This window comes from Pedobacter cryoconitis (genome assembly GCF_001590605.1).
Taxonomy (GTDB): Bacteria; Bacteroidota; Bacteroidia; order Sphingobacteriales; family Sphingobacteriaceae; genus Pedobacter; species Pedobacter cryoconitis_A.
This window is the reverse complement of record NZ_CP014504.1, coordinates 553,648-576,962: the sequence shown is the minus strand read 5'-3', so window position 1 is coordinate 576,962 and position 23,315 is coordinate 553,648. Positions and strand designations below refer to the sequence as shown.

The following is a 23,315-nucleotide window of genomic DNA, read 5'->3' as shown; positions in this document are numbered from 1 at the left end:
AGCTATTTCGTCACAGTAATCCTCCTTCCTTCAACTTTAAAATGAACTTTTCCGGTTGATTCAATCACTTTCAGCACAGCACCTAAATTTTTAGTGCGCGACACCCATCCGCCAAGCTCCAGATCTTCCGGAGCAGAGGCGTCATAAATAATCTCTACATTATACCAGCGGGCAATCCTGCGCATGATTGCGCTGAAATCTTCATCCTTTAAAACAAAATCGTTGTTTTTCCAGGCTAATACCGTTTCTGGATCCACATTGACTATCCGGGCAGAGCCTGGCTTTACGCGCGCCTGCTGACCAGGTTTAAGGATGAACTGTCTGGCGCCATTGGATTTAATTTTTACTGATCCCTCCAGTAAGGTAGTTCTCTGATCGGGTTCATCATCATATGCATTAAGATTGAAGTGCGTTCCCAATACTTCCAGTATTTGTTGAGGAGTCACTACCCTGAAAGGCTGATCTTTCTGATGTGCCACTTCAAAATAGGCTTCTCCTTTAAGGATAACCCTGCGTTCTTTGGCACCGGCAAAACTCGAAGGATAGGTAAGTGATGAGGCTGCATTCAGCCATACCCTGGTTCCATCCGGCAGCTGCAACTGGTATCCGCTTCCAATAGGGGTCTGCAGAGTATTCAGTGAAGATTTGCTTTTCTTATCCTGGTCTACAACCTTATATACGATGCTGCCTTCCTTTGTATTGGTAATTTGAATACCAGCCATATTCACTAGCTGACCTTTTCCCGCCTTCTCTAAATTAATTTTGCTGCCGTTAGCAAGTGTCAAAACAGCTTTTCCCAGACCTGGCTTAAATTGATATGCCTGTGCTGGTGATAATGGTGTGCGAAAAAGAGAGGTGCCAAAGTATAGACCAGCAGCAACGATAATTAGTATTGCCGCAGCACTCAGCAACTTTTTATTATAAATTTTAAATCTTTCTGCGGGTACTTCAGTTGATGCAGGTACTTCAGTTGATGCCGGTACTTCAGACAACGTGGGTACTTCAGTTGACGAAGGCAACTTAGTAACTGCTGCCGAAAAACGATGATCTTCTGTTATTCTTTTAAAAAATATTTCCTGGTCATCCAGCTTTAATAAGGACTTAACACTGTCCGCCTGCAACTCATTATCCATGGATTCATAAAAAACACTTTCATAATCGGCATCGCCTATATACAAAAGCAGTTCATCAAATTCTTCCTGATCCATTGTTTCGTTCAGGTAACTATATAATAAGTCTTTTAGTCTTTCGCTATTCATCCGGTAGGCCATCAGATATTTTATAGATCTGATTTAATAGTAATACAATTCAGGTGATAGAAAGAAGTAGTCAATTTTCATTTTTTTTATAAAAAAAAATTAACCATCGGCAAAACGCCGTCCAAACTCTCTAAACAAAGAATATCTGAATGAATTATTTATTGATAATTGAAACCAATGAAACTACAAGAAGGTAATAACGGGAAGCAAAATGAATTCTTATCATTTTTAAAGCCTCAGAAAGATGTTTTTTGACAGTATTTTTAAGAATACCTAAAGAAAAAGCAATTTCATCAAGCGAAAGCCCCTCATTTCTACTCATTCTGTAGACCTGCTGCTGTTTTTCTGGCATTAAAGCTAATGCTTCCGCAGTGATTCTTTTAAGCTCGCTCAAAGACAATGCATCTTCTGTGGTATTAACAGTCACTTTCAAATTGACGAAATGATGTTCAGCCGCAGATTTTGAGCTGGCAATCTGCTTAAGCCTGTTTAAGGAAAGTCTCTTTACTATCGTATATAAGTAAGAAGAAACGGGATATCTTTCATCTAACTTTTCACGGGTAACCCACAACTGCAGCATCGTCTCCTGTACCATCTCTTCTGCTTCCTCCTTACTTTTCAGGTATCTGAAACTGAAATAATACAATTTCTTAAACCATCTGTCAAAGATAATTTTAAAGGCAACCTCTTCCCCATTCCTTAATCTTATAACCAGATCCGAATCGGGTAAAGCGCTATTATCATTCATGTGGTGTGTATAAAAAAGACCTGATACGAACCTGATTATCAAAAGTAAACAGCTTAACGATCGCTCTAAAGTCAAGATAAAATGGCGGAATTCCAATAAAAAACATGAATATATAGCTTTAACAGCAAATTCAGCTATCTAACTCGTGATATACGAGGTTCAGAAGTTAAATCCGGCATGTTTTAGCTAGTGGACATACGACTCCTGTATGCATTGGCAGGTGACATTGTTTGGCTACTGACGGGGTAATTTTTTGACAAACAATGTATGAGATGCTTCAACAAGTTGAGTTTCTCTTTACAGCAGGTATCTCGCTTAGTATCCCATCAGACTCGATACACTTTTGTAATTCCTTACAATATGCTATTTCCTTTAAGATATCATTTGATTCGTTTTCCTCTAGCATTTGATTCTTGAAATCATCATCCACAAGATACGCTGCCTTGCGCAGTAATAAGCTTTCTGAACTTCTTCCGAGAACTGGGGTTGATCACAACCTCTTCAGGAGACATCTCCAAGAAATATTTGAATGATATATCATAGCGGGTACGCTCTACAACATCCACATCCGAAATAGTGAATATATTTCCAGGCTTAAAACATGTTTCCTTTTTTTTAGTTTTATATTATCTTAACTCGTTAAAGTAACCCCTATCGTACCAAACTCGATGAGAGTTTCGAGCAGCAGGGTCATCTATTCAAGTTATACAAAAAAGTCTTGTCTTATTATACACCAGACGCTAACATTGATCTGTGATATTCCTTACACCGATATTTATAAAATGTTAATCATAGTAGCCTTAAAGAACGAATATATACTGGAAGCCCAAAAATTTTTATTGTTGTAAACCAGTCTTGATGATTTTTATGTCTCCTATCAGATCAATGCCTATACCAGAGAGGCCAATAAACAGGCTCTGATTTATAGTAAGCTGTTTGAAATATTCAGAATGAATTTAATGCTGCTGGCGTAGATTATTTCACCACATTACCAAGCCATGAAAAACGGGAGTCCTCCCGCTATGCCACCTTCAAATCAGCAAAAGTATAATGAAGAAGACCTTTGAGTTTTAATTTAAGTGGTTTCGTGCTCAGTTTTAGATTTTTGCTTTGTTATTTTAATTTCCTTCCCGTCTGTTTTGAAAGTAACAGCAACAGTATATTCGTCAGGATCTACTTCAAAATTTAATTCTGCTTTAGCATTTTGAGGAAGCTCATTAAATACACGCTGAATTTCATCCGCATCAAAGACTATTTTCGTGATCATTTTACGTCCCTTCGAATCAATCCACTGTACATAAGTCTCCTTGGGAGCAGCTCTTTGTTCAGATTTATGATCAAGCAAATCGGAGCCAAAAATTTCTTCCTGTTCTGCGTTTAAGTAAAATAACCTGAGCTGATAAAACTTAACAGCTTTTGAATTAACAGTAAAGTTCAAATTATACCTTTTCAACCACTTTGTAAGCAAGTCTTTATTAATTCCTTCTTTTTCTACACGTTCAAGAATTTCAGGTGCTAAATTTCGCTCATATGCCTCCTTTGCAAAGCCTGGTTCAAATAAATAAGTATCATTTGGCCTAAGATCTTGTTTGGTCAATTTAACTTCTTTTGCATAAAAATCACTCACTTGTACTTGTCTCACTCCACCAGTAACCCATAAAACAACTCCACCTCCAGGTGTCATACCAATTGTTAGGTAATTATAAGTTCTTTGCTCATTTATATCATGATCTAAGTAGCCAAGTTTAAACAAATCTGATATTTTTTGTTTCGGTAGCGCAAAGCGCCCACTGTAGAATTTATTATCAGCATAAGAAAGCCACGTCAGGGCAAGACTATCTGGAATAGCTTTTTTTTTCGCGCCACTCACCATTACGCTTCCACTAGTTCCCCAACCCTGATTGACAAACTCAGATCCTGGCAATGTAGTATTGTGGCCATCAATTGAAATAAACTCTCCTTTTATAATTCTTATTGGATACTCTTCTGGCGCTCCGATAGTAGGAATCCACTTATATTCTTGTTTTTCCATAAGTTGACATGATGAGAATTGAATTGACAAAATAAATTGTATAATGATTAGCTTGAGTATTATAGCTTTTTTAACCGTCATAAGGAATTCTTTTACGTTGTTTATTATTGTCATAATTCGGTTGAAATGCTTTTGCTATTCCCTCAAAATTAGATGACCAATGTAAATAGCCATTCCTTAAAAGACGCAAATTCTTCTGTTCAACAAACTCTTTATCATACATAGCTTTAGTTAATTTACCAATTTTTAGCATCTCATCTAATTCACTAAAATATTTGAATCTAAGCGGCCCCTCATTTCCAAATACATAATTATGTAATCTTGTTTTAATAAAACACAATAAATACTTCGGGTTCTTACTAATTGGATATCTTTTTTCAAGAGCAATTTGGTCAATAGGTAGTGGCTTAGAGAATTTTGAACTGAATTCACACATAAAATGTAATGGAATAAAGCTATAATGATTTTTAAAGTCCCGTGTACCAATTAATTTCCCACTGCTAATTACCAACTGCCTATCCAAATACCAACTTTCCTTAACTAAACGTTGCTTCTCTTTTTGCAGAATCTCATTATTACCCTTTAAAATACTTTCTACTTTTTCTTCACCATCTGGATAACTTCCGCCAATATCAGAATGTACTCCTGGCATCTCTTTTTCAATACCCTTAATTCCAGCACTTTGTATATGAGTGAGTGCAAAGTATTTCCGGTGTTCGTCTGCCGCAGTAAGATGAATTACTTTTTCTACTCTGCCAAGAGAATTCAGATGAAGTTCCTTTACATCATCACTAAAATCTGGCATAAGTGAAAAAGAGCTATTATAAGATGAAACTGTATCAAAAAGACCAACAAATCGAATTTTTATATCCTTAACTTTTATTTTATTCTCCAATAATCTTCTTCCCAATTCACCACCCTTTGGTAAATTATCCATTGTGGTACGTTGCCCATGAATATCAAACTTATTTTTAAAAAGTCCTGAAACATGTGCTGGATAATCTGAAAGTCCCACTTCATAAATAAAATTTCTTGCTGCTGCCGCCCCACGGCTAAAACCAAAGACATCAATCGTTAGTGTTTTAATATTTTTGGTTGGCACCTTTGACAAAATCTGATCAGCCAAACTTCCACAGCCCTCTAAAACTCTCGCGGGAATACCAGTTTTACTTGTTCCAAATCCAGAACCATCGGAATCATCCTCTTCATCTTTCTTACTCCCCATTCCTTCAACATATATCTTTATGATAGTAGTCCCAACTTCCCTACATACCAGAAATAACCTGGCAACATTGGAATAGTCATTTTGATAGCTCCCCTCACCAGTTTTACTTGTTGTATTGTACATATTATTTAATGTTCCATCAAAAAAAACACCTGCTATGACATCTACTCCATCTACAGTTGTAAATTTCATGTCCTCTGGTTCACCAAATACAATACCTTCTTTAGAATTTTCTATAATTTTATGTGCTGCATTGCTATGGATAGTGTTAGCAAGCGCAGTATAGTCTTTCGATGCAGTTTCACTGAATGTTCCACTGGATATTTTTATAATATTACCCTTTTCAACCATTTTTTAGCCTGATTATTTATCTCCTATTACTAAATCCAATTTGCAACACATGCTTGCGTACTGGATAACTTATCAATTGATACAAGGGATTACTAAAATGATTTTATAATTAAGGCCATCATATCTATACATGATGGCCTTAAAGAAAAACTTAAGCCTTTGGCCAGTCGTTTGTATGTTCTGCATTTCCAAGCTTTAACTTGCGTGCAGACAATACAAAACTTAAAGTCATCGGTGTTTTATCATTGACAGCTATTCCTTCGTTATATTGAATGATATAACCATCTTCAAATGATAATTCTTTCATCTTTGCATCTTCTTCGCCCTTTTTAAAAACGATAGTTCCAGACAAAGCTTTATATTGGTTATTCACCATTGATTCAATGATCGATGTATCCTCTGTTGATTCGATTTCAACATGAATAGTTCCCCCATACACACCTGACGAAGGACGGCCCTTAGCATCTACATCTCTATTTAATGAAAAACTGCATTGCAGCACATCGAACTCTTTTGATCCAAGAGTTAATCTGGTTTTAAAAGCCATGATAATATTTTATTGTAAAAATTTGTTAATTGATTAACGCAATAAAATTGAGAAATCTGTATAAATATCGCAATTAGGATACTATATACAAAATACGCTCAGAATTTAAAGGTTAATTAAGCTTTAGGCCAGTCATTTGTATGTTCTGCATTGCCTAGCTTTAATTTACGGGCAGAAATCTGGAATTTCATTGTCATCGGACTATCTCCTGTAATTCTGATTCCTTCTGCATACTTCACAATGTATCCATCTTCAAAATGAACCTCCTTCATCTTTGCATCCTCATCAGCTTTTTTGATCAGTAATACCCCGGTCAGCGGTTTATACTGATTATTGACCATCGCTTCTACAATAGAAGTATCTTCAGTTGATTCGATTTCTACATCGATCGTACCACCGTATACACCAGAAGAAGGTCTTCCTTTTGCATCTACATCACGGTTTAGGGAATAAGCACAATGAAGCACGTCGTACTCCTTGCCCGAAAAGGTTAATCTTGCTTTGAAAGCCATAACTTTAATTTTTGGGTGAAATTTTTAGTATTTACTATACAAACCCTAACAAAAAGTTTGCCGTTATTGCGAAAAGCTCTATATGGACCATCAGAACGGATTCCGCCAATTAATTATTGATTAACCAAAAAAATACGTTCACACATTGGGACAAAAAAAAAGTCTGCCAGCAACCTAAGCTGCGGCAGACTTTCCCTCAATTATATTTTAATTAAGCTTTAGGCCAGTCGTTAGTATGCTCGGCATTACCGATTTTCAACTTACGTGCTGAAATTACAAAACCTAAAGTCATTGGTGTATTGTCGTTAACGGCAATTCCCTCATTGTACTGGATGATATAACCATCTTCGAATGACAGTTCTTTCATCTTTGCATCTTCTTCGCCTTTTTTGAACACAATCGTTCCTGAAAGAGGCTTGTACTGGTTGTTCACCATTGATTCGATCACCGAAGTATCTTCAGTAGACTCCACTTCAAGATGGATAGTTCCACCGTAAACTCCTGATGATGGACGGCCTTTTGCGTCTACATCTCTGTTTAATGAATAGCTGCACTGCAACACATCGTACTCTTTAGAACCTAAGTTCAATCTGGTTTTAAACGCCATGATAATTTTTTTTTAAATGTTAAACGGTCAATTACAATTAAGCCTTAGGCCAGTCATTAGTGTGCTCTGCATTACCCAGTTTTAATTTACGGGCAGAGATCTGAAATTTCAAAGTCATTGGATTATCTCCAGTGATGTTGATTCCTTCTGAATACTTAACAATGTATCCATCTTCAAAATGAACTTCCTTCATCTTTGCATCCTCATCAGATTTTTTGATAAGCAAAGTGCCTGTTAAAGGTTTGTACTGATTGTTTACCATTGCTTCAACAATTGAGGTATCTTCAGTAGATTCGAGTTCGATATCGATTGTTCCACCATACACTCCGGAAGAAGGTCTTCCTTTTGCATCCACATCACGGTTTAGAGAATAGGCACAATGAAGTACATCGTACTCCTTGCCCGAAAAGTTTAATCTTGCTTTGAAAGCCATAACTTTTTGTTTTAGGGTTATTATTTATAATTACTAAGACAATAGCAAATAGTTTGCCAAATCACCTTATTACCAACAAGATAATAAATAATTCTAAATAAAACTGCAAAAAGCGCTTTAAGACTAAATAATCTTCGATCCGAAGGCCTCAAGCTTCCTTAACCACTTCTTACTGTAGTCATTATCCAAAGAATATAACTGTCCTATAGTATTGGTTAAGACCGGATGAAACCGGCAATTTTCGAAAACGTTTCTTTTAATAGACAAGTAAGTAATTTTCTTGTCTTGTTTCCAGTACTCAAAAGTTTCCTGGTCAAGAATAGAAACTATTCGTGCAGACTTGCCGCTAAAATTAGTGTTGACTTTCTGCTGAGAAGGATGAAAAACCTGGTCAGGCATAAATAACCGGTCAAAAAAACCAGTAATACGTGTTGGAATAGATGATAAATAGACAGGACAGAATAAAACCACATGATTTGCCCATAAAATCAGGTCAAGCGCACGTTTCAAATCAGGCTCCAGTTCAGTTACCCGGTTATTGAATTGTTTATTGGAATTAAAGATCAGGTCAACAATTGCAATCTCTTTAATATGTGCACCAGCTTCTTTAGCACCCTTAACATATGCCTGGATCAAATAACTTGTAGCAGCAGTTTTTTCAGGATCACCATTTATGATCAATAGTTGTTTCATTTATTTGCGGGCCTATGTAAGAATCAATTGCTAAAATATGAAGAAATTGTTAAGCCAGGAAATGTGAACCGATATATATAAAAATATCCGGTCCAGATTACTTGAATCTGTCCGGATATTTTGAAAACAAATAAATATTCCGCTACCAGCAGCAGCTGGTCATTGAACCTAGTTTATTGCTGTGCATATTCTGAACTCCAGGTTGTCTCTTCATCCTCCCCTTTTTGTCCATCAAGCTTCACTACGAAACTTTTTGCAGGGAAATAAGGAGTAATATGGATATCCAGGTGAATTTTATCTTTCTGTAATTCATCGCGCTCAAAACGCATGATTTTGAAACGCTCAATTAAACGCTCAGGCCCCTGAATACCATCCAGGAACTTCACAATCTGTCCACGCAGATCTTGTTCAGTTTTAGAAGTCCAGTTCTCAAAAGCCCTTCTGTTTAAGAAATCAAAAAGCACTTTAGTTACATAATCAAACACACGCACTACAGAATAAGTCTGTAAGCCAATGTTATCACCATTGAACAATGTTTTAGCAGAAAAAGCCATTACTTTTCCATACTCATTCACCATTGGCACTAAACCAATACGTTCCAGATGAGAAATCTCACTCTTTTTAAGATCAAATTTAACTCCATCTACATCATTGATCGCACCATGCTTTTTACCAGCAGTTACCTGTGACATCAAAGTATAGTACATTTTTCCAGCCAATGCAGCTGAACCAGGAATCGTTAAATCATCTTCCTCACCAACCTCACTCACTTTACCCCTGCCTACTAACCAGTTACAAGTCATGATTACATTTGATCTGAAAGCATCAGCACCAGTTAAATTAGCTGCCGTGAATAAATCAATCACATCATCAGGCTGATCCAGATCGGCGAAGTCAGTTACTAACATGGCTTTATTTTCATAAGCCACTTTACCCCACTTCTCCACCACTTTATTAGAGCCCATATAACCTGGGATAACCATTAAAGAGTAATTCTCACGTAAATCAAGACGATCATATTTTTGTTTCAGCTCATCGCTCACATAATCAACGAACCTTGGATTGTCCAGATCTTTAATCTGATCCATAGAAGCATTTAGCAAGACTACATTTTTCAATTTGTCTGCCTCAGTATTCTGATAAAACAAATTCACCGAACGGTAAGCCTGCTCCAACTCCCTGGTACTTTCCAGCGCAGAAGCTATATTTTTATTCAGATTTTCTTCTGCAGCCAATAACTTCTCTGTACTTTTTGTCGTCATGGAAGCTACAGAATCAGAATCTTCCAATACATCAATCCACAACTGGATTTTCTTCTTTAACTCTTCTCTTTCTTTTTTCTTTTCATCCCCTGTCAGGAAAATCTGCTTTCTTGCTTTTCTTTCAGGGTTTAAATTTTGCAAACCATCAACAGTTGCTTCCAATAAATCGAAACCACCAACTCTTGCTAATTTATCTAAACTCTCCTGGAGAGACAGTTTCCCCATTTCTTGCTTTTCTGCTGGCTTGAAGCCCGCAGCCTGGGAGTTATCTTGTGTTATTTTTTGTTCTTCTGGAGTTGCCATAATATATTTTATATTCTACCTATGATACCTGATCTATTTATTCTCTTCTAACTCAGCTACGAAATTCTTCAATGCACTGATAAACGCATGTTTAGTTTCCGCATCGTCCAGCGTAGATTTCAATGTCTTATTTGATTTCAACTGTTTAATCACATTTAAAGACATTTCACGCTCAATATTGATATTATTCAGGTGTGTACTTTGGTTAATGATACTTTTTACAGAGAAGTCTCCAAGGTTGTTGAAATGCAGGGTTTCTGCTACAGGCATACCATCCTGGCGCTCAAAACCCACATTAACTTTAGGTTTATAATGATTAAAGACCTCCTGTACAGTTTTTAAACCCTCTACTTTTTCAGGTTTGATCGGTTCATTATCTGTTAATTTCTGGATAAAAAGTGTTTTATTATGGGCAATATCTGCGAAGGCTTCCGAAGTATCTACTTTTCTTTCGTTTCCGCCAATTTCATAGTTAAACATAGTGTTGATATTTAAGGGTTTAAGATCTATTTACAATAAAAATATTGAATTTAATTTTATAAAACAGTAATAATTCTATAATTCGTTTTCTAATTCAGTAACAGGAGTTTGCTCAATAATCTCCCACTCCAGCTTTTCTTCTGTTTCATGCTTTCTGATTACAATCGTACTGCCTTTTTTCAAAGCACCAGAAATAATATATTTTGAGATCGGTCTTCTTAACTCATTCCGGATTACCCCCGATAATTGTCTCGCCCCATACTTAGGCGTAAAACCACTCAGTGCCAGCATCTTTGTTGCTTCTTCTTCAATCTCAAAAGCTATGCCTTGTTTGTGTAAAGCATCAATTAAACTTTTGAGCTGAATCTCGAAGATCCGCACTACGTTGCTTTCATTGATTGGCGCGAAAGGTACAATCTCAGACAAACGCGCTAAAAACTCCGGTCTGAACTGACGTGCCATAATCTCCATTAACTGCTGTGAAGTCGGGATAATTCCCTGTCCCACCTGCTCAGAGATCCACTCACTACCAATATTAGAAGTGAATAAAATCAGCGAATTGGAGAAATCACCTTCTTTACCCAGCCTGTCATGCATATGCCCTTCATCCAGAATCTGTAAGAAAGTATCAAATACCGAAGGATGCGCTTTTTCAATTTCATCAAATAATAACACAGAATAAGGCTGCTCTCTGATCTTATTGACCAGCATACCACCTTCTTCATAACCCACGTATCCCGGAGGCGCTCCATACAACAAAGCCGCAGAATGTTCTTCCTTAAACTCGGACATATCAAAACGGATCATTGCCTTTTCATCATTGAATAAGAATTCAGCAATAGACTTGGCCAGTTCTGTTTTTCCTGTTCCTGTTGGCCCAAGCAAGAAAAATGAACCAATAGGCTGACCTTTTTTGTTCAACCCACTTCTTGATTCCAGAATCGCATCAGAAACAGCCTTTAAAGCCTGATCCTGTCCAACAACCCTTCTTTTCAGGAAAGCTTCCATGTTCATCAGTTTTTCTTTCTCCTGTGCCTGGATTTTCCCCAGTGGGATACCTGTCTTATAAGAAACAATAGAAGCAATATCCTGTTTGGTCACTTCGTCTGATTTACGTTCGGTCAATACCTTCAGCGCATCCAGATTTTTAGCAATATACTGGTGATACTCATCGGCTGTTTCAAAAGCCTCTACTTGTGTTTCATCCGTCAGCTGTCCCAACAATACCGGGCTTACTTTATCCTGCAACTGGTTGTATAGCCATTTGTAGTCAGTCAGTTCAGTTACTTCGTCAATATCAGATAACTCTAACTCAGCAAGCGTCTGGGTTAACTCTTCCAGCACTTTCTCTGAAGTATCGTTCATCATTTTCATGGCCGCCATAGAACGGTCCAGCAAGTCGAAAGCAGAATCCGGGAGCCTGCGGTCTTTCATATAGCGTTTCGCTAACCGCACACACTCAGGAATCGCATCTGGCTGAACTTTCAGCTGGTGATGTTCCTCATATTTTACCGTCAGTTTTTCCAGCATTTTAATCGCTGAGGCTTCATTAGGTTCATTCACCTGCAAAACCTCAAACCTTCTGCTAAAAGCCTGTTCCGGCTCTATAATTTTCCTGTACTCATCAATGGTTGTCGCACCAATGACCGTAATCTCGCCTCTGGCCAGTTCAGGCTTTAATAAATTACCAACGCCGCCACCTATAGGGCCCTTATTATCTAATAAAGTATGAATCTCATCAATGAATAATACAGCCTTATCAAATTGCTTAATCTCTTTTAAGATATTCTTCAAACGGTCTTCAATTTCTCCTTTATAAGAAGCCCCTGCAATTAAAGAACCCAGATCCAGTTCAAAAAGCTGCACCCCTTTCAATAACTCAGGAACATTATCTGCAATAATATCCTGTGCAAAACCATCGACCAGAGCTGTTTTACCAACACCGGCATCACCAGTAATAATTACATTTGGTTTAGTTCTGCGGCAGAGGATTTCCATAATCATTCTCGCTTCCTTATCCCGGCCAATAATCGGATCCGTTTTGCCATCACGGGCGAGTGCAATCCGGTCAATGCAATACTTATGTAAAGCAGTCGTGCCAACACCGCCCTGCGCCCCTTTTCCACTTCCGGAAACTGGTGCCACAACAGCCTGTAACTCTTCATCCTTTAAATAAAGGTCCAGCAATTCCTTTTCCTTAATTGGAAAGGACTTCAACTGATCCGGCTTAAACCCTACCGTAGGTTTACATAAAGAAGTAAGTACACATACAGGTGTAATTAAATCCAGTCCAAGCTTAATCCTTACCAGGTCAGCTTCCTCAAAAACCTTTGCGATTTCAGGACTGCCTTTTACTTCCTCCTGCGAGGAAGAAGTCTTTTCTAACTCTTCAATTCTTACTTCAGCCCATTCACTGATATATTCCTCATCTTTTCCAATAGAAGATAAAAACCCCCTCAATCCAACTTCCTTATGCATTAACCCCTTTAAAAGGTGAGCAGCAGTAAATTCAGGATTACGGTACTCTTTAGCAAGGGATTGCGCGACCCTGATTGCTAGCTTTACTGATTCACTAATGTTTGTAAGACTCATAATATCTGATACTAAGGTGTTTCTTTTACTGCACTTTCACTGGCAGCGGCCTGCACAAAATTCTTCTCCGTGATATAGTAGTAAGTTTTTCCGTTGGAAATAAATTGCTGACCAACCTGCGTTCCTCTTTTAATCTGCTCATTTGAGTTGATCAGGAATTTAATATAAGACTCAAAATCTGCCTGTGGCATTTTGCTCTGGCTTCTTAAATCGCCAACTGTGTATTTATTCAACAGTTCATTGGTAACTGGCAAACCTGTTACCGTTTTGAAATATTTGGCTAAAGTCATTGGTTTAATATGTCCTCTTGAAATATCAACATCCAGGAAATTACGGAGAATATTAAAATAGTTTTTCTGTAACTTCTTTCTGAAAGAAGACTGATCAGGCTGAAGATTTTGTCCGATCATTAAAGAGAAAATATCACCAATCTGCTTATACTCCATGGTATTCAGGATTAATGCATATTGCATCAAATCTTTATTCTTCGATACAATATCTGAATGCACACCAGTAGTCATATAATATTTAAAACCATTATGCGGCATTTTATCCGCTACTTCTTCCCCAACAGGCGCACTCAGCTGAGCTTCCACAATCGGAGACAGGTTTTTACGTTCAATCCCGGTTAACCTGAAAGCACTGTCCAGAGAACTCACCTGGTTATTGATATCCATGTCCGTTTCTTTGATGAAGCGTCTCATGGCAATATTCATAGACTCATTTGAATTCACGGAACCTTTGGTCGGGAAAACTACCCCGCCCTGGATTAAGCTGTTTTTTGGATAATCAAGATAATAAGAAATTGAATCCAGCTGACTCGTATTGTAAGCCTGTGTATTGTTCAATCCCTCACCCTTCACTAAAAATCTTTTCTTTTTATCTGCCGAATAAACTGCAGATTCAGAAACCAGTTTCTTAGACTGTAATACAAAATTATTGAACAACTGATCATAATCACTGTACAACTGAATCGCCAATAACCTGGCATCAGCACGGGCAAACTCTTCAGTCAGCTGCGTTAAACGGTAAGCAGAAGAAGTCTCATTTCCAGTGCTACCAATCAGCACAATCAGGTTCGTTTCGTTTTTATGGTTTTTAAGCATATTTAAACCAGCTCTTACCCCATCAAAAACAGGTTCAGCAACAATTCTCCCATTGTATCTTTCAGTTCTCGTGGCCTCTGTAGAAAGGAAGCTCATTAATTTCCTGTAATCAGGAGAGATCGAAGGCGTGCTTAACGTTCCGGCAGCCTCATTTCTATAAACCACAGCACCGTAACTTACCTTATGCTTTTTACCATAGTCATTGAAAATATTCTCAAAAGATTGAATCGTATTCGTTAACCCTGAAAAGTAACGTGACATCGGACTTCCGCCATCCACAACAAAAATCACATTGATCTGGTGGATGTTTTTTCTTAACTCCAAATAAGTCAGGTAAGACAATGTTGCACCATTAATCGTAATCAGTTTATTATTTGATTTATTATAGACATCACTGGCTACCCCTAAAGTATAATTCCCTGCACCATCATCATTTACCACTGGAGAACTTCTCAGGATAATATCATTTGCAGCTAAAAGCGGATCCATATGTACACCAGTCAGCGCTAAAGCAACCGAATCACTCTGATCATAAGAATCAATTTGTTTTGGTGTGATATATAACCTGTCACCCCAGCTATGCACAGCATCAGAAGCTATCCATCCGTAAATACTTTTAGCAGCACTATCGGTAACCAGCTGATCTTCATTTCCAATCAGGTATTTTTTACCATCTTCAGATTTTTTAAAGATATAATTCAGCTCATGCAACCTCACCTTGCTCACTTTCTTTTTAAGCTCAGGAGAACTGTAAACGAAAGCAGAATCGGTATTGTCGTAATAGAATTTAGATTCCGTCATCGGCACTTTACCGGTTACAATAGCAATTGATTTTTCCGGATAGCCTGATTTCTGATTAGAATAAGAACGCTGCCACAATAACATTTTTGACTTTGGAATCCAGCCATAGCTAATTGCACTTTTCTTATCATTGATCTTTCTTCCCCTGATCATTCCGGCCTTATATTTAATCAATTTTAAATATCCGTTTTCATCTTTAGAAACATAAAAAGGCTCCATAAAGTTCAGCTTTTTCATGATCAGGCTTCCTCCTGGTGCTGTAGTGGTATAGTTTTCATCTCTGTCTGAGAAAACAATCCACGGCAGTTTAGTTCTGCTACCATCTTCACTCAGGTTCGTTAAAGCAGATGGCTTGGCATAAGCCTTAGGCATGTACTTTACTTTTTTTCCAAAAGCTGCCGGCGATTGTGCCATGACAAAAGCAGTTTGGGCAATCAATATAGAGAGGGATATAATTCTTTTCATAGTGGTTATTTTTTTACTGTATTGGCTGAATGTTGTTTGATATTTACCAGAGTGGCACAAGTAGAATTAGGGCTGATTGTCAATTGAGCTTCATCAACAACAATTTCACCTCCGAAAGTCAGTCCCATACAATAAGAATAAAAATCACTCGACTTTTTAACCCCGTCCTGGTCAACGGCTACAGTAACCTTTTCATTGTTACACATATACCTGCGGATCAGGTAGTAATAATTTGAATTGAAATCTGCCCCATTCGCAATTGCCTGCAAACGTGCCCTGATATCATCAATAACTTTTTGCTCCCCTTCACCAGGTACCACCATGTCCGTATCCAGTTCCGCATTTGGATCTGTAATAAAAATAGTATGATAAATAGGTCTGTGACTTCTGTCGGTTGTTAACTTCACCATGAACTTACCCGGAGTATGAAAAGTATATAAAGCAGTTCTGCCTTTTACATCTACCCGGTTGGTTTCTCCGAAAGACCATTCAAACTGGTTACCCTTTCCTTCTGCCTCTACCCTGACCTCTTCGTTTACCACCCCCGAGGTTGGACCGCTGATCGTGACCATCGTATCCAAAGCGGCAACAACAGTATCTCTTACCGTAACCGGGAATTGCTCTTTTAATTCTCCGTCAACAGTTAGCCTGATGATATAAGAACCTGATTTAGTATAGCGGTAACTCCCGTTTTGTGTCGTTAATTTCGCCCCGTTACCAAACTCCCAAAGCCATTTTTTTGCGCTCCTGGTATTGTCGGTAAATACGAGATCTTCATTCAGGTACATCTCATCTTTTAAGATTCTTGCATCAACACTGCGTTTATCAAAAAATGAGCTTTTCAATAAAAAGATAAGTGCAGCAATAATCAGGATTGCAATAAAAATATACAGGAAGATGTATCCCTGTGAATTACTGCTTACTGATTTTCCATTCGTAGTATTAGTATCGGCCATAGGTTTATATTTTGTTGTTATTAATTCGGTTTGGTTGGTTATCTCTGGTTCGGCTGGCTGCCCATGGTCTGTCTGAGCTGGCGAGTAGATAACTTACAATCTTCTAAGGATTTGCTTAATTTCTCAATATCCTTGTTATTTCCTTTGAGTTCTCTTCTGTTATAAAACAAATCACTATAAAGCTGAGAAGCCTGCAGAAATGTTTTGTAACGTGCATCGTAAGCTTTCCGTTCATAATTCGATTTGATAGAAGCCATTGAGTTTTTGATATCATTCTCCAGGAATACAGCCTGTACCCCGGGATCAAAAGTCATAATGTTTTTGTAAGTCGTATCAATAGTGGCTCTTTGTTCTTTAACCGTAGCTTCAAATTCTGCATTCTGTTCCAGTTTATCAGCAAGATCCTGTTTTGAAACTACCCTGCCGTTACCATAATCGTAAAACAAACCAAAGCTTAGTAATCCGGTAGTAAATAGAAATATTCCGATAAAAAAAAGGAATTGATCTCTTCGTTCTTTTATACTTAATTTAATCATAATTACCTGGTAAACCTTCCCCCTCTTATTTTTTTAGCCGCATTGTTGTTCGTTTGAAAACAAGCATCCAATTGTGTTTTTACATTCTCAATCTGAAATCTCGTGGTAAACAAAGAATCCTGGATTCCTGCCATCTGAGAAATATCTTCAGTCATTTTTTTATACAACAGAAAACTACTCACTGTTGTCTTTTCTTTTTTAATGATGTCTTTGATTTTGAAATTTGTATTTTGAATATCTTCAAGCATGATCGCCTGATTATTCATCTCCTCAGAATTGATGGAGGTGTATTTGGAAAGTTCTTTGAATCTTAACAGGATCATATCAAATTTAGTATTGATATCTTTCCGTTTAGAAAGCAACTGTTCTGTTTGTTTCACTTCCTTTTCCAAAAGCTCGTATTCAAATCTGGAAGCTGCAAAAAACAGATAAACACAGATTACGGCAAAAATGGTTACGGAAATGAAATTAAAAATAAAGAGCCGGTATGACTTGTTCAGTTCCTGAGCATTTATAGGTTTCATCGGAAGTTGATTAGATTTGAGAGGTGTAAGATTTTAATTATAATAACATGTTTATTAAAAGTCTGTTAGTATTCTATTCCAATATATAAATTTTGGACGTAATATTGATTAACCATTTACCAATTATTGTTCCATTTAAGTATTAACCAATGTCAGATTTCTTATATAACAAACCATTTCGATTAAAAAACATTCTCGACAACAAAGACCTTACAGAGGCCGATTTGGGGAAATCAATCTCTCAGAATATAGAGTTGATTATTTTTACCAGATATGGAGAACACAGGCATAACAGGAACTTTGGCTGCGAAATATGGGATTTAGACTTCGAATTAATAGTTAGCGAGACAACCTGGGAAGAAAAATTCAGGCAATCTTTGCTCAGATCTATTACAGAATATGAACGTCGCCTCTATCAGGTTGAGGTTGAAATCAATATGACCGAAGTAGAGAAGAAATTTTCTCTCAGAAATGTTACAGAAATCAAGAAAAAAGTGGATATTTCTATCTGGGGAAAAATGAATATCACAGGAGAAAAATATTATTTTAACACTGGCTTATTCTTAAGTCCACTTTCAAGTTAACCAGAGTGTTCTATTTTAAGGAAACACTGAACTAATTTATATACAGCCTGCTACATCACAAAGCTGTTACAATACGATAAAGACAGGACAATGCTACTGGTTTAAATTAATTTACTTAAGCTTACACGATCTTTAATGCGATTAAGCGCAAAAAACAAAGGTGAAAATCATTTTCATCACCCATTAAACGACAAACGCTAAATGAAGAACATATTTTACTCCTCTAAAGACGAAATAAGGAACAGGATTTTAAAAAATGCATTAGATTACTGGGGTATAAAAAACACCAATGATTTTGATCCGCTGGTTAAATTGCTGATTGAAGCCTTAAGTACAGAACTTTTCAATGTTTCCAATGATGTAAAAAATCTGGAGAACCGTATTCTGGATCGTATTTCCCGCATTTTAGCTTCAGACACCCTAACCTCTGCCCTCCCAGCGCATGCGATATTACATGCACGCGCTATTGAGCCTACAGAAACAATTGATACCAAAACCCAGTTCTTTTTTAGAAAAAGGCTGAAAGATAAAAGTGAAAATAGCGGAGAAAACACATCAGACATCTTCTTTAGCCCTTTAAAGGCTGTTAAAGTATTTCATTCTGAAATAGCTTACCTCGCCAACGGAAGTAATATATTTAAAATTGATGCGCAGCACAATAAGACTTTACTTACCCATAGTAATCCAGGGGAAGGCCTGGAGAAAAATACACTCTATATCGGAATAGAAAACCCACCGGCAATAAACCTTATACCTGGACTAAGCTTCTATTTTGACTGGCGTAATTACGCTGTTAATGATAATGTATACGACCTGATTGCCTTGTCTAAATGGTTTTTAGATGATCTGCCGGTCAACCTTTCCTTAAATAAATTCTACCTGGAAACAGCACAAAACAGCCAGTCTCCATTTGATAATCAGGATGTTTTAAACCTGATCACCCAAGACGTTAATGCCTTCTATGCGAACAGGTTCCTGACCGTTGATGAGGAAAACATATTCCCGCATCAACCCTATCTTCAAAATTACCCGAAAGAATTTGACACAGTCTTCCAGGCAGGCAGCGTGAGCAGCTTCAAAAAACCAATATTGTGGTTAAAAGTCGTTTTCCCAGCTGCAATTAATGAGGCCATGCTTGATGAACTGCATGTTGCTATCAATGCCTTTCCCGTGGTTAATAAAAGGATACATGACTTTAAGCACCGGCTCAAAATGATGACCAATATTATGCCCATCAAACTTCAGGACCATGACCAGTTTCTGTGTGTAGACTCCCTGACTGACAAAGCAGGGAACTATTATACTGAAATTCCGCACAGCCATGATGATGATGCGAATGCAGGTTCATTTTCAATACGTTACGGAGGTTCAGAACGCTTTGACAACAGAAATGCGAAGGAAATTGTAGACTATCTTTTTGAACTGTTAAGGGACGAGAAAGCTGCATTTTCTGCCTATGGATCTGATTTCCTCAACAGCTCCCTGAAAGAACTGGAGCAAAATATCTCCATTATTGAACAAAAGACAAAAGCACAGCTCATTACGATTAAAGAACTGCTGAATTATATCATTGTCAAACCATTGAATAACGCCGATATACTCTTTCTTGAATTCTGGTCAACGAACGCCGAAATGGGGAACCAAATTAAATCCGGAAGTCACCTGCAATCCTTTGAAAGCAGCAAAACGATACCAGAAAGTCTGTTTTTATTAAGTAATACTAAAGGGGGAAGATCCAGATTAAATGCGACCAACAGAGTTCAGGCTTATAAATACGGGCTCACAACCGGTAACAGGCTGGTTACCCAGTCAGACATTATTAACTTTTGCTTTTTCGAGTTAGGGAATAAGATCAAGGCTGTAAATATCCGCAAAGGGTTGATGCCTGCACAAAATCCAAAAGAAGGTTTTCTTAAAACCACGGATATTATCATTACTCCTGCCCAGCAAAACGAATTAAACGAAGAAGAATGGAAATCTATGCTCAGTTTAACCAAATCTAAACTGGAAATCCGAAGCACCATGAATATCCACTACAGGCTTTTATTAAGTTAAAAAAGAACTTTTACTAATTAAAAAAAACAAGCGGTCCTGGGCTAAAGATAAACAGTATACCCTAAATAGGAGTTATTGGTATCCGCGCCCAGCGATCCAACCTGGTTTTGCTGATTCGCTATTAAATTTGTAGTCACTTCAGTTTCAACAGGTACCAGGTAAGATACCGCAAGATCTATTAAATGTGCATGTGCTGTACCTGGCATAAAATTGACTAGTTTTTTAATATCAGCAGGCCCTACATTGATAAATACCTGTTCCTCATCACTCAAAAAACTGCTGCCGATAATAGAATTTATCCCTAATGCGCCAGCACCAAGCCTGAACTGCAATCCTTCATCGATCGGTGAAGGCTTCACATTCGTACTTTTTAAAACCGCTTCTACCGGAACTTTAAAAAGGACAGTCAATAATTGCCCAAGAAATTTAAGGTCATTTCTTTTCTGATGGATCACCGGTAAAAAATGCATCCAGATTATACTTTGCTCTTTATCAAGCAATTCAAACTCTTTCCAGCCAGCCGCAAAGATATTCGTCAGGTCGTTATAAGTAGTTCTTTTATCCAACCTGTTCTCATAAAGCTGCAATACTGTTTTAAGATAATTCACCTCAGCTTCAAAAGGCATAAAGAACTTCCTGGCGTCTTTTTCTTCCGTTCTTCTCAGGCGTACATCTTCTACCATTTCCTCTTCAGACATGCCCGCACTGCCAGTAGGCGGCGTATGGAACAAGCCCTCAGGGAGCATATCATAAAAACCTTCCTGGTTAACCTCTATAGTTAAACAGTCCTTGCGTTTACTATCCGAATAATAAAATGAATAATTGCTGATATCCTTCGCATAAGCCCTTTGTTTAGCGCCGACAGGGAGTACTGCAATCTGATCAGTGTGAAAATCACCATTCTCTATTAACTCTGCAACTTTTGTGATAGCTTCAAAATCAGTATTGAGATCATTCCTTAAATGCAGTCTCTGTTTCATCTGTTTATATTTATTGCTTTTCTTTTGTCAGATGGATCAATGATGATTAAAACAATCATCAAGGATTCATATATTTATTTACGGTATAATTAAACTAATATACACTAATAACTATACCATTCTTATTTTGATAGATTTAAGGTATTATATTTGTTAACAGTTAAACAAAAACATCAAGTACAATTTAATGGACGTTCAATCATTCTTTATCCGATATTTATTATTCCCTTTAATATTTGTTGTATCCGCTGCTTTGCTCTCAATTGTAAATAAGAAAAATCAATTTCTTAATAACAAAAGACTGATCATTGGCATCCTCGTATTAAGTATAGTACTGGCACTGCCTGGCTTCCTTGGCTTCCTGAGCTTTGATTTTATGCCCTGGGGATATATTATCTGCCAGATTTACTACCTGATGACCGGTACCTTTTTTGTTTACCTGTTCACTAAAAAATATCCAAAAGAACTGCTGGACAGAAAGCTTTTTATTGTATTCGGCATATTAGTCGGTTCACTGCTTAGTTTTTACCTGTTTCAACTTGCATTCAACTGGCTGAGTGATATTCACTTTGGGCTATGGGCAGCAACCAGTATCCTGACCTTTGTTGTCCCTTTACTTTTCTGGTGGGCCTATGTAGCGCTGATCAGTATCCCGACAGAGATTTATAAGATCTGGCAATACCCTGCCAGTCCAATCAATATTGATATGGACCACCTGGATTTTGACCGGATGCTGGTACTGGAGCTTGAACTGTATAAAAACACCAGTGACCCGGAGCCTTTGCGTGTTAAAGCCAAAGCACCAGAGAATATGATATTCGGTAATTGGTTCTATAAATTTATTGAAGATTACAACCTGAAATTCCCTAAAAGCCCGGTTAAATATACTGGCGAAGATGGAGAATCTTATAAATGGATATTTTTCATCAAAACATCTTTCTTCAGAAAGAATATCTTCATAGATCCTGACCATGATATTATCAATAACCGGATTACAGAGAAGATTACTATTTATGCAAAAAGAGTATCTGAAAACGCCAATAAACCCGAAACTATCGGAGACGAATCTATTTTCATCTAACTAAATTACTATGATTTCACCATTAAAATACAAACCCGTTAACTGGGTGGATGGGATGAAACTATCCAGCAGCCATTTTGTTGCTACAGATCAGTTTAACCAGGACTTTGTGAGAGATGCCAACTCGATATCGCTCAACAACTTTAATTATGGTCTGCTCCCCCCATTTGCAGGTGAGCGCGTATCACATGATATAGAAATCTCAGAAAAGGCAACAAATCATATTGAAATCAAAGTAAGACATTGTAATGCAATTACTGCCGAAGGATGCAGAATTGATATTCCAAACACATCAAACTATGATAACCAGCTTTCTTACAGTCAGTTTTTCAGCAATGAAAACACCGATTATTCTAAAGTTGCCATCTATAATATCCTGCTGCTCGTAAATCCTTTTGACAGAGTACCTTCAGGAACTCCAGATCCACAGGATAACCCGCCAAGATACCCCGACATCAGCAAAAAGTATAGTATTTCAATTCTTCCGGCCTCAGAGATGACTCCGAATGCTACTGATAACTATCATTTGACTATCGGCCAGTTTGTACTGGAGAATGGCAGGATTGCTATCAACACGAGTTATATCCCACCAAGCAGCTCTATCGTGAGCCACCCGGGACTAATCAGGTATTATGAATCGTTTAGTACATTGATCAATGATTTGCAGCTGGCGGCTTTTAAAATCATTGATAAAACTGCCGCAAGAGATGCGATTACCCCGCTGGGAAAAAACATTCGTTTACTGTCTGAAAAACTACTGGACTATATTGCCCAGATCTTTTTCAATTACAGAAACCTGGGTTATCAGCAGTCACCTGTTTACATTGCAGGTTATTGCTCAAACCTGGCGCATGTATTTTTTACAGGCATTAAACTGATCGAACCTAAAGAAAGAGAAGAAATGTTGAAGTACTTCTACGAATGGCGTGATGTGACTCCCGGAAACTTTGAAGAACTGCTGGCCCGTAACATCGAAATGATTTATGACCACCAGAATATCCAGGCCTCGATGTCAACCATTGAAGAATTCTTAAAAGTAATGGTTGCACTCTGGAATAAACTCAGCATGCTTGAATACATCGGGCAGCGTAAAGAAAACATTGTGGTTGCAGAACAGCAAATGGTACAACAGGTTCAGACCAAAAGAACCTGGACTTTACTGGACTAAACTATAGGCTTAAAC

21 protein-coding genes and 1 pseudogene are annotated in these 23,315 nt (G+C 37.6%); 4 read left to right on the top strand and 18 right to left on the bottom strand.

Going from position 1 to position 23,315, the window contains the following annotated elements:
* Positions 1 to 2 precede the first annotated feature (2 nt).
* The 17 genes and pseudogenes from AY601_RS02535 to AY601_RS02460 all read right to left on the bottom strand — a co-directional run bounded on the left by AY601_RS02535 (position 3) and on the right by AY601_RS02460 (position 17,432).
* Entirely contained in the window at positions 3 to 1,271 is a 1,269-nt protein-coding gene (locus AY601_RS02535; protein ID WP_068395976.1) for a FecR family protein, read from the bottom strand.
* A gap of 142 nt (positions 1,272 to 1,413) precedes the next feature.
* Positions 1,414 to 2,007, bottom strand: coding sequence for an RNA polymerase sigma factor (locus AY601_RS02530; protein ID WP_068395973.1), 594 nt, complete (start codon positions 2,005 to 2,007; stop codon positions 1,414 to 1,416).
* A gap of 455 nt (positions 2,008 to 2,462) precedes the next feature.
* Positions 2,463 to 2,591, bottom strand: a pseudogene (locus tag AY601_RS26280) (transposase); the annotation flags it as partial.
* A gap of 491 nt (positions 2,592 to 3,082) precedes the next feature.
* Positions 3,083 to 4,039, bottom strand: a complete 957-nt coding sequence (locus tag AY601_RS02525; protein ID WP_068395970.1) for a DUF2931 family protein — start codon at positions 4,037 to 4,039, stop codon at positions 3,083 to 3,085.
* Between the two features lie 70 nt (positions 4,040 to 4,109).
* Positions 4,110 to 5,615: a T6SS phospholipase effector Tle1-like catalytic domain-containing protein gene (locus AY601_RS02520; protein WP_068395967.1), complete on the bottom strand. Its 1,506-nt coding sequence runs from the start codon at positions 5,613 to 5,615 to the stop codon at positions 4,110 to 4,112.
* 151 nt (positions 5,616 to 5,766) lie between these two features.
* A complete protein-coding gene (gene tssD, locus AY601_RS02515; RefSeq protein ID WP_068395965.1) occupies positions 5,767 to 6,162 on the bottom strand; it encodes a type VI secretion system tube protein TssD in 396 nt (131 codons plus the stop codon).
* A gap of 116 nt (positions 6,163 to 6,278) precedes the next feature.
* A complete protein-coding gene (gene tssD, locus AY601_RS02510) occupies positions 6,279 to 6,674 on the bottom strand; it encodes a type VI secretion system tube protein TssD (protein ID WP_068395962.1) in 396 nt (131 codons plus the stop codon).
* 211 nt (positions 6,675 to 6,885) lie between these two features.
* The gene (gene tssD / locus AY601_RS02505; RefSeq protein ID WP_084359035.1) at positions 6,886 to 7,281 is read right to left on the bottom strand and encodes a type VI secretion system tube protein TssD; all 396 of its coding nucleotides are present in this window, start codon (positions 7,279 to 7,281) and stop codon (positions 6,886 to 6,888) included.
* Positions 7,282 to 7,318: 37 nt separating this feature from the next.
* A complete protein-coding gene (gene tssD, locus AY601_RS02500) occupies positions 7,319 to 7,714 on the bottom strand; it encodes a type VI secretion system tube protein TssD (RefSeq protein WP_068395956.1) in 396 nt (131 codons plus the stop codon).
* Between the two features lie 123 nt (positions 7,715 to 7,837).
* On the bottom strand, positions 7,838 to 8,407 hold the full coding sequence (locus AY601_RS02495; protein WP_068395953.1) for an NAD(P)H-dependent oxidoreductase: 570 nt from the start codon (positions 8,405 to 8,407) through the stop codon (positions 7,838 to 7,840).
* Between the two features lie 173 nt (positions 8,408 to 8,580).
* Positions 8,581 to 9,972 carry a DUF5458 family protein gene (locus AY601_RS02490; RefSeq protein ID WP_157287651.1) on the bottom strand — a complete coding sequence of 464 codons (1,392 nt, stop codon included), beginning with the start codon at positions 9,970 to 9,972 and terminating at the stop codon, positions 8,581 to 8,583.
* A gap of 33 nt (positions 9,973 to 10,005) precedes the next feature.
* Complete coding sequence (locus AY601_RS02485) at positions 10,006 to 10,452, bottom strand: hypothetical protein (protein ID WP_068395950.1); 447 nt, start codon at positions 10,450 to 10,452, stop codon at positions 10,006 to 10,008.
* A 75-nt stretch (positions 10,453 to 10,527) separates the two neighbouring features.
* Complete coding sequence (locus AY601_RS02480) at positions 10,528 to 13,044, bottom strand: ATP-dependent Clp protease ATP-binding subunit (protein ID WP_068395948.1); 2,517 nt, start codon at positions 13,042 to 13,044, stop codon at positions 10,528 to 10,530.
* An 11-nt stretch (positions 13,045 to 13,055) separates the two neighbouring features.
* Complete coding sequence (gene tssR, locus AY601_RS02475; RefSeq protein ID WP_068395946.1) at positions 13,056 to 15,416, bottom strand: type VI secretion system protein TssR domain-containing protein; 2,361 nt, start codon at positions 15,414 to 15,416, stop codon at positions 13,056 to 13,058.
* A 5-nt stretch (positions 15,417 to 15,421) separates the two neighbouring features.
* On the bottom strand, positions 15,422 to 16,372 hold the full coding sequence (locus AY601_RS02470; protein WP_068395944.1) for a PKD domain-containing protein: 951 nt from the start codon (positions 16,370 to 16,372) through the stop codon (positions 15,422 to 15,424).
* Positions 16,373 to 16,410: 38 nt separating this feature from the next.
* The gene (locus tag AY601_RS02465) at positions 16,411 to 16,908 is read right to left on the bottom strand and encodes a type VI secretion system transmembrane protein TssO (protein ID WP_068395941.1); all 498 of its coding nucleotides are present in this window, start codon (positions 16,906 to 16,908) and stop codon (positions 16,411 to 16,413) included.
* Between the two features lie 2 nt (positions 16,909 to 16,910).
* On the bottom strand, positions 16,911 to 17,432 hold the full coding sequence (locus AY601_RS02460) for a hypothetical protein (RefSeq protein ID WP_068395937.1): 522 nt from the start codon (positions 17,430 to 17,432) through the stop codon (positions 16,911 to 16,913).
* 149 nt (positions 17,433 to 17,581) lie between these two features.
* Between AY601_RS02460 and AY601_RS02455 the strand changes: the two genes are divergently transcribed.
* Together AY601_RS02455 and AY601_RS02450 are read left to right on the top strand one after the other, a co-directional pair.
* A complete protein-coding gene (locus AY601_RS02455; protein ID WP_068395934.1) occupies positions 17,582 to 18,016 on the top strand; it encodes a GPW/gp25 family protein in 435 nt (144 codons plus the stop codon).
* 201 nt (positions 18,017 to 18,217) lie between these two features.
* Positions 18,218 to 20,071 carry a type VI secretion system baseplate subunit TssF gene (locus AY601_RS02450; RefSeq protein WP_068395931.1) on the top strand — a complete coding sequence of 618 codons (1,854 nt, stop codon included), beginning with the start codon at positions 18,218 to 18,220 and terminating at the stop codon, positions 20,069 to 20,071.
* Between the two features lie 41 nt (positions 20,072 to 20,112).
* Here the strand turns inward: AY601_RS02450 and AY601_RS02445 are convergent, their stop codons facing one another.
* Positions 20,113 to 21,051, bottom strand: a complete 939-nt coding sequence (locus AY601_RS02445) for a type VI secretion system baseplate subunit TssG (RefSeq protein ID WP_068395928.1) — start codon at positions 21,049 to 21,051, stop codon at positions 20,113 to 20,115.
* A 187-nt stretch (positions 21,052 to 21,238) separates the two neighbouring features.
* Here AY601_RS02445 and AY601_RS02440 point away from each other — a divergent pair, with 187 nt between their 5' ends.
* Both AY601_RS02440 and AY601_RS02435 read left to right on the top strand, forming a co-directional pair.
* A complete protein-coding gene (locus tag AY601_RS02440; RefSeq protein ID WP_068395925.1) occupies positions 21,239 to 22,132 on the top strand; it encodes a TssN family type VI secretion system protein in 894 nt (297 codons plus the stop codon).
* Positions 22,133 to 22,142: 10 nt separating this feature from the next.
* Entirely contained in the window at positions 22,143 to 23,300 is a 1,158-nt protein-coding gene (locus AY601_RS02435) for a hypothetical protein (RefSeq protein WP_068395922.1), read from the top strand.
* Positions 23,301 to 23,315 lie beyond the last annotated feature (15 nt).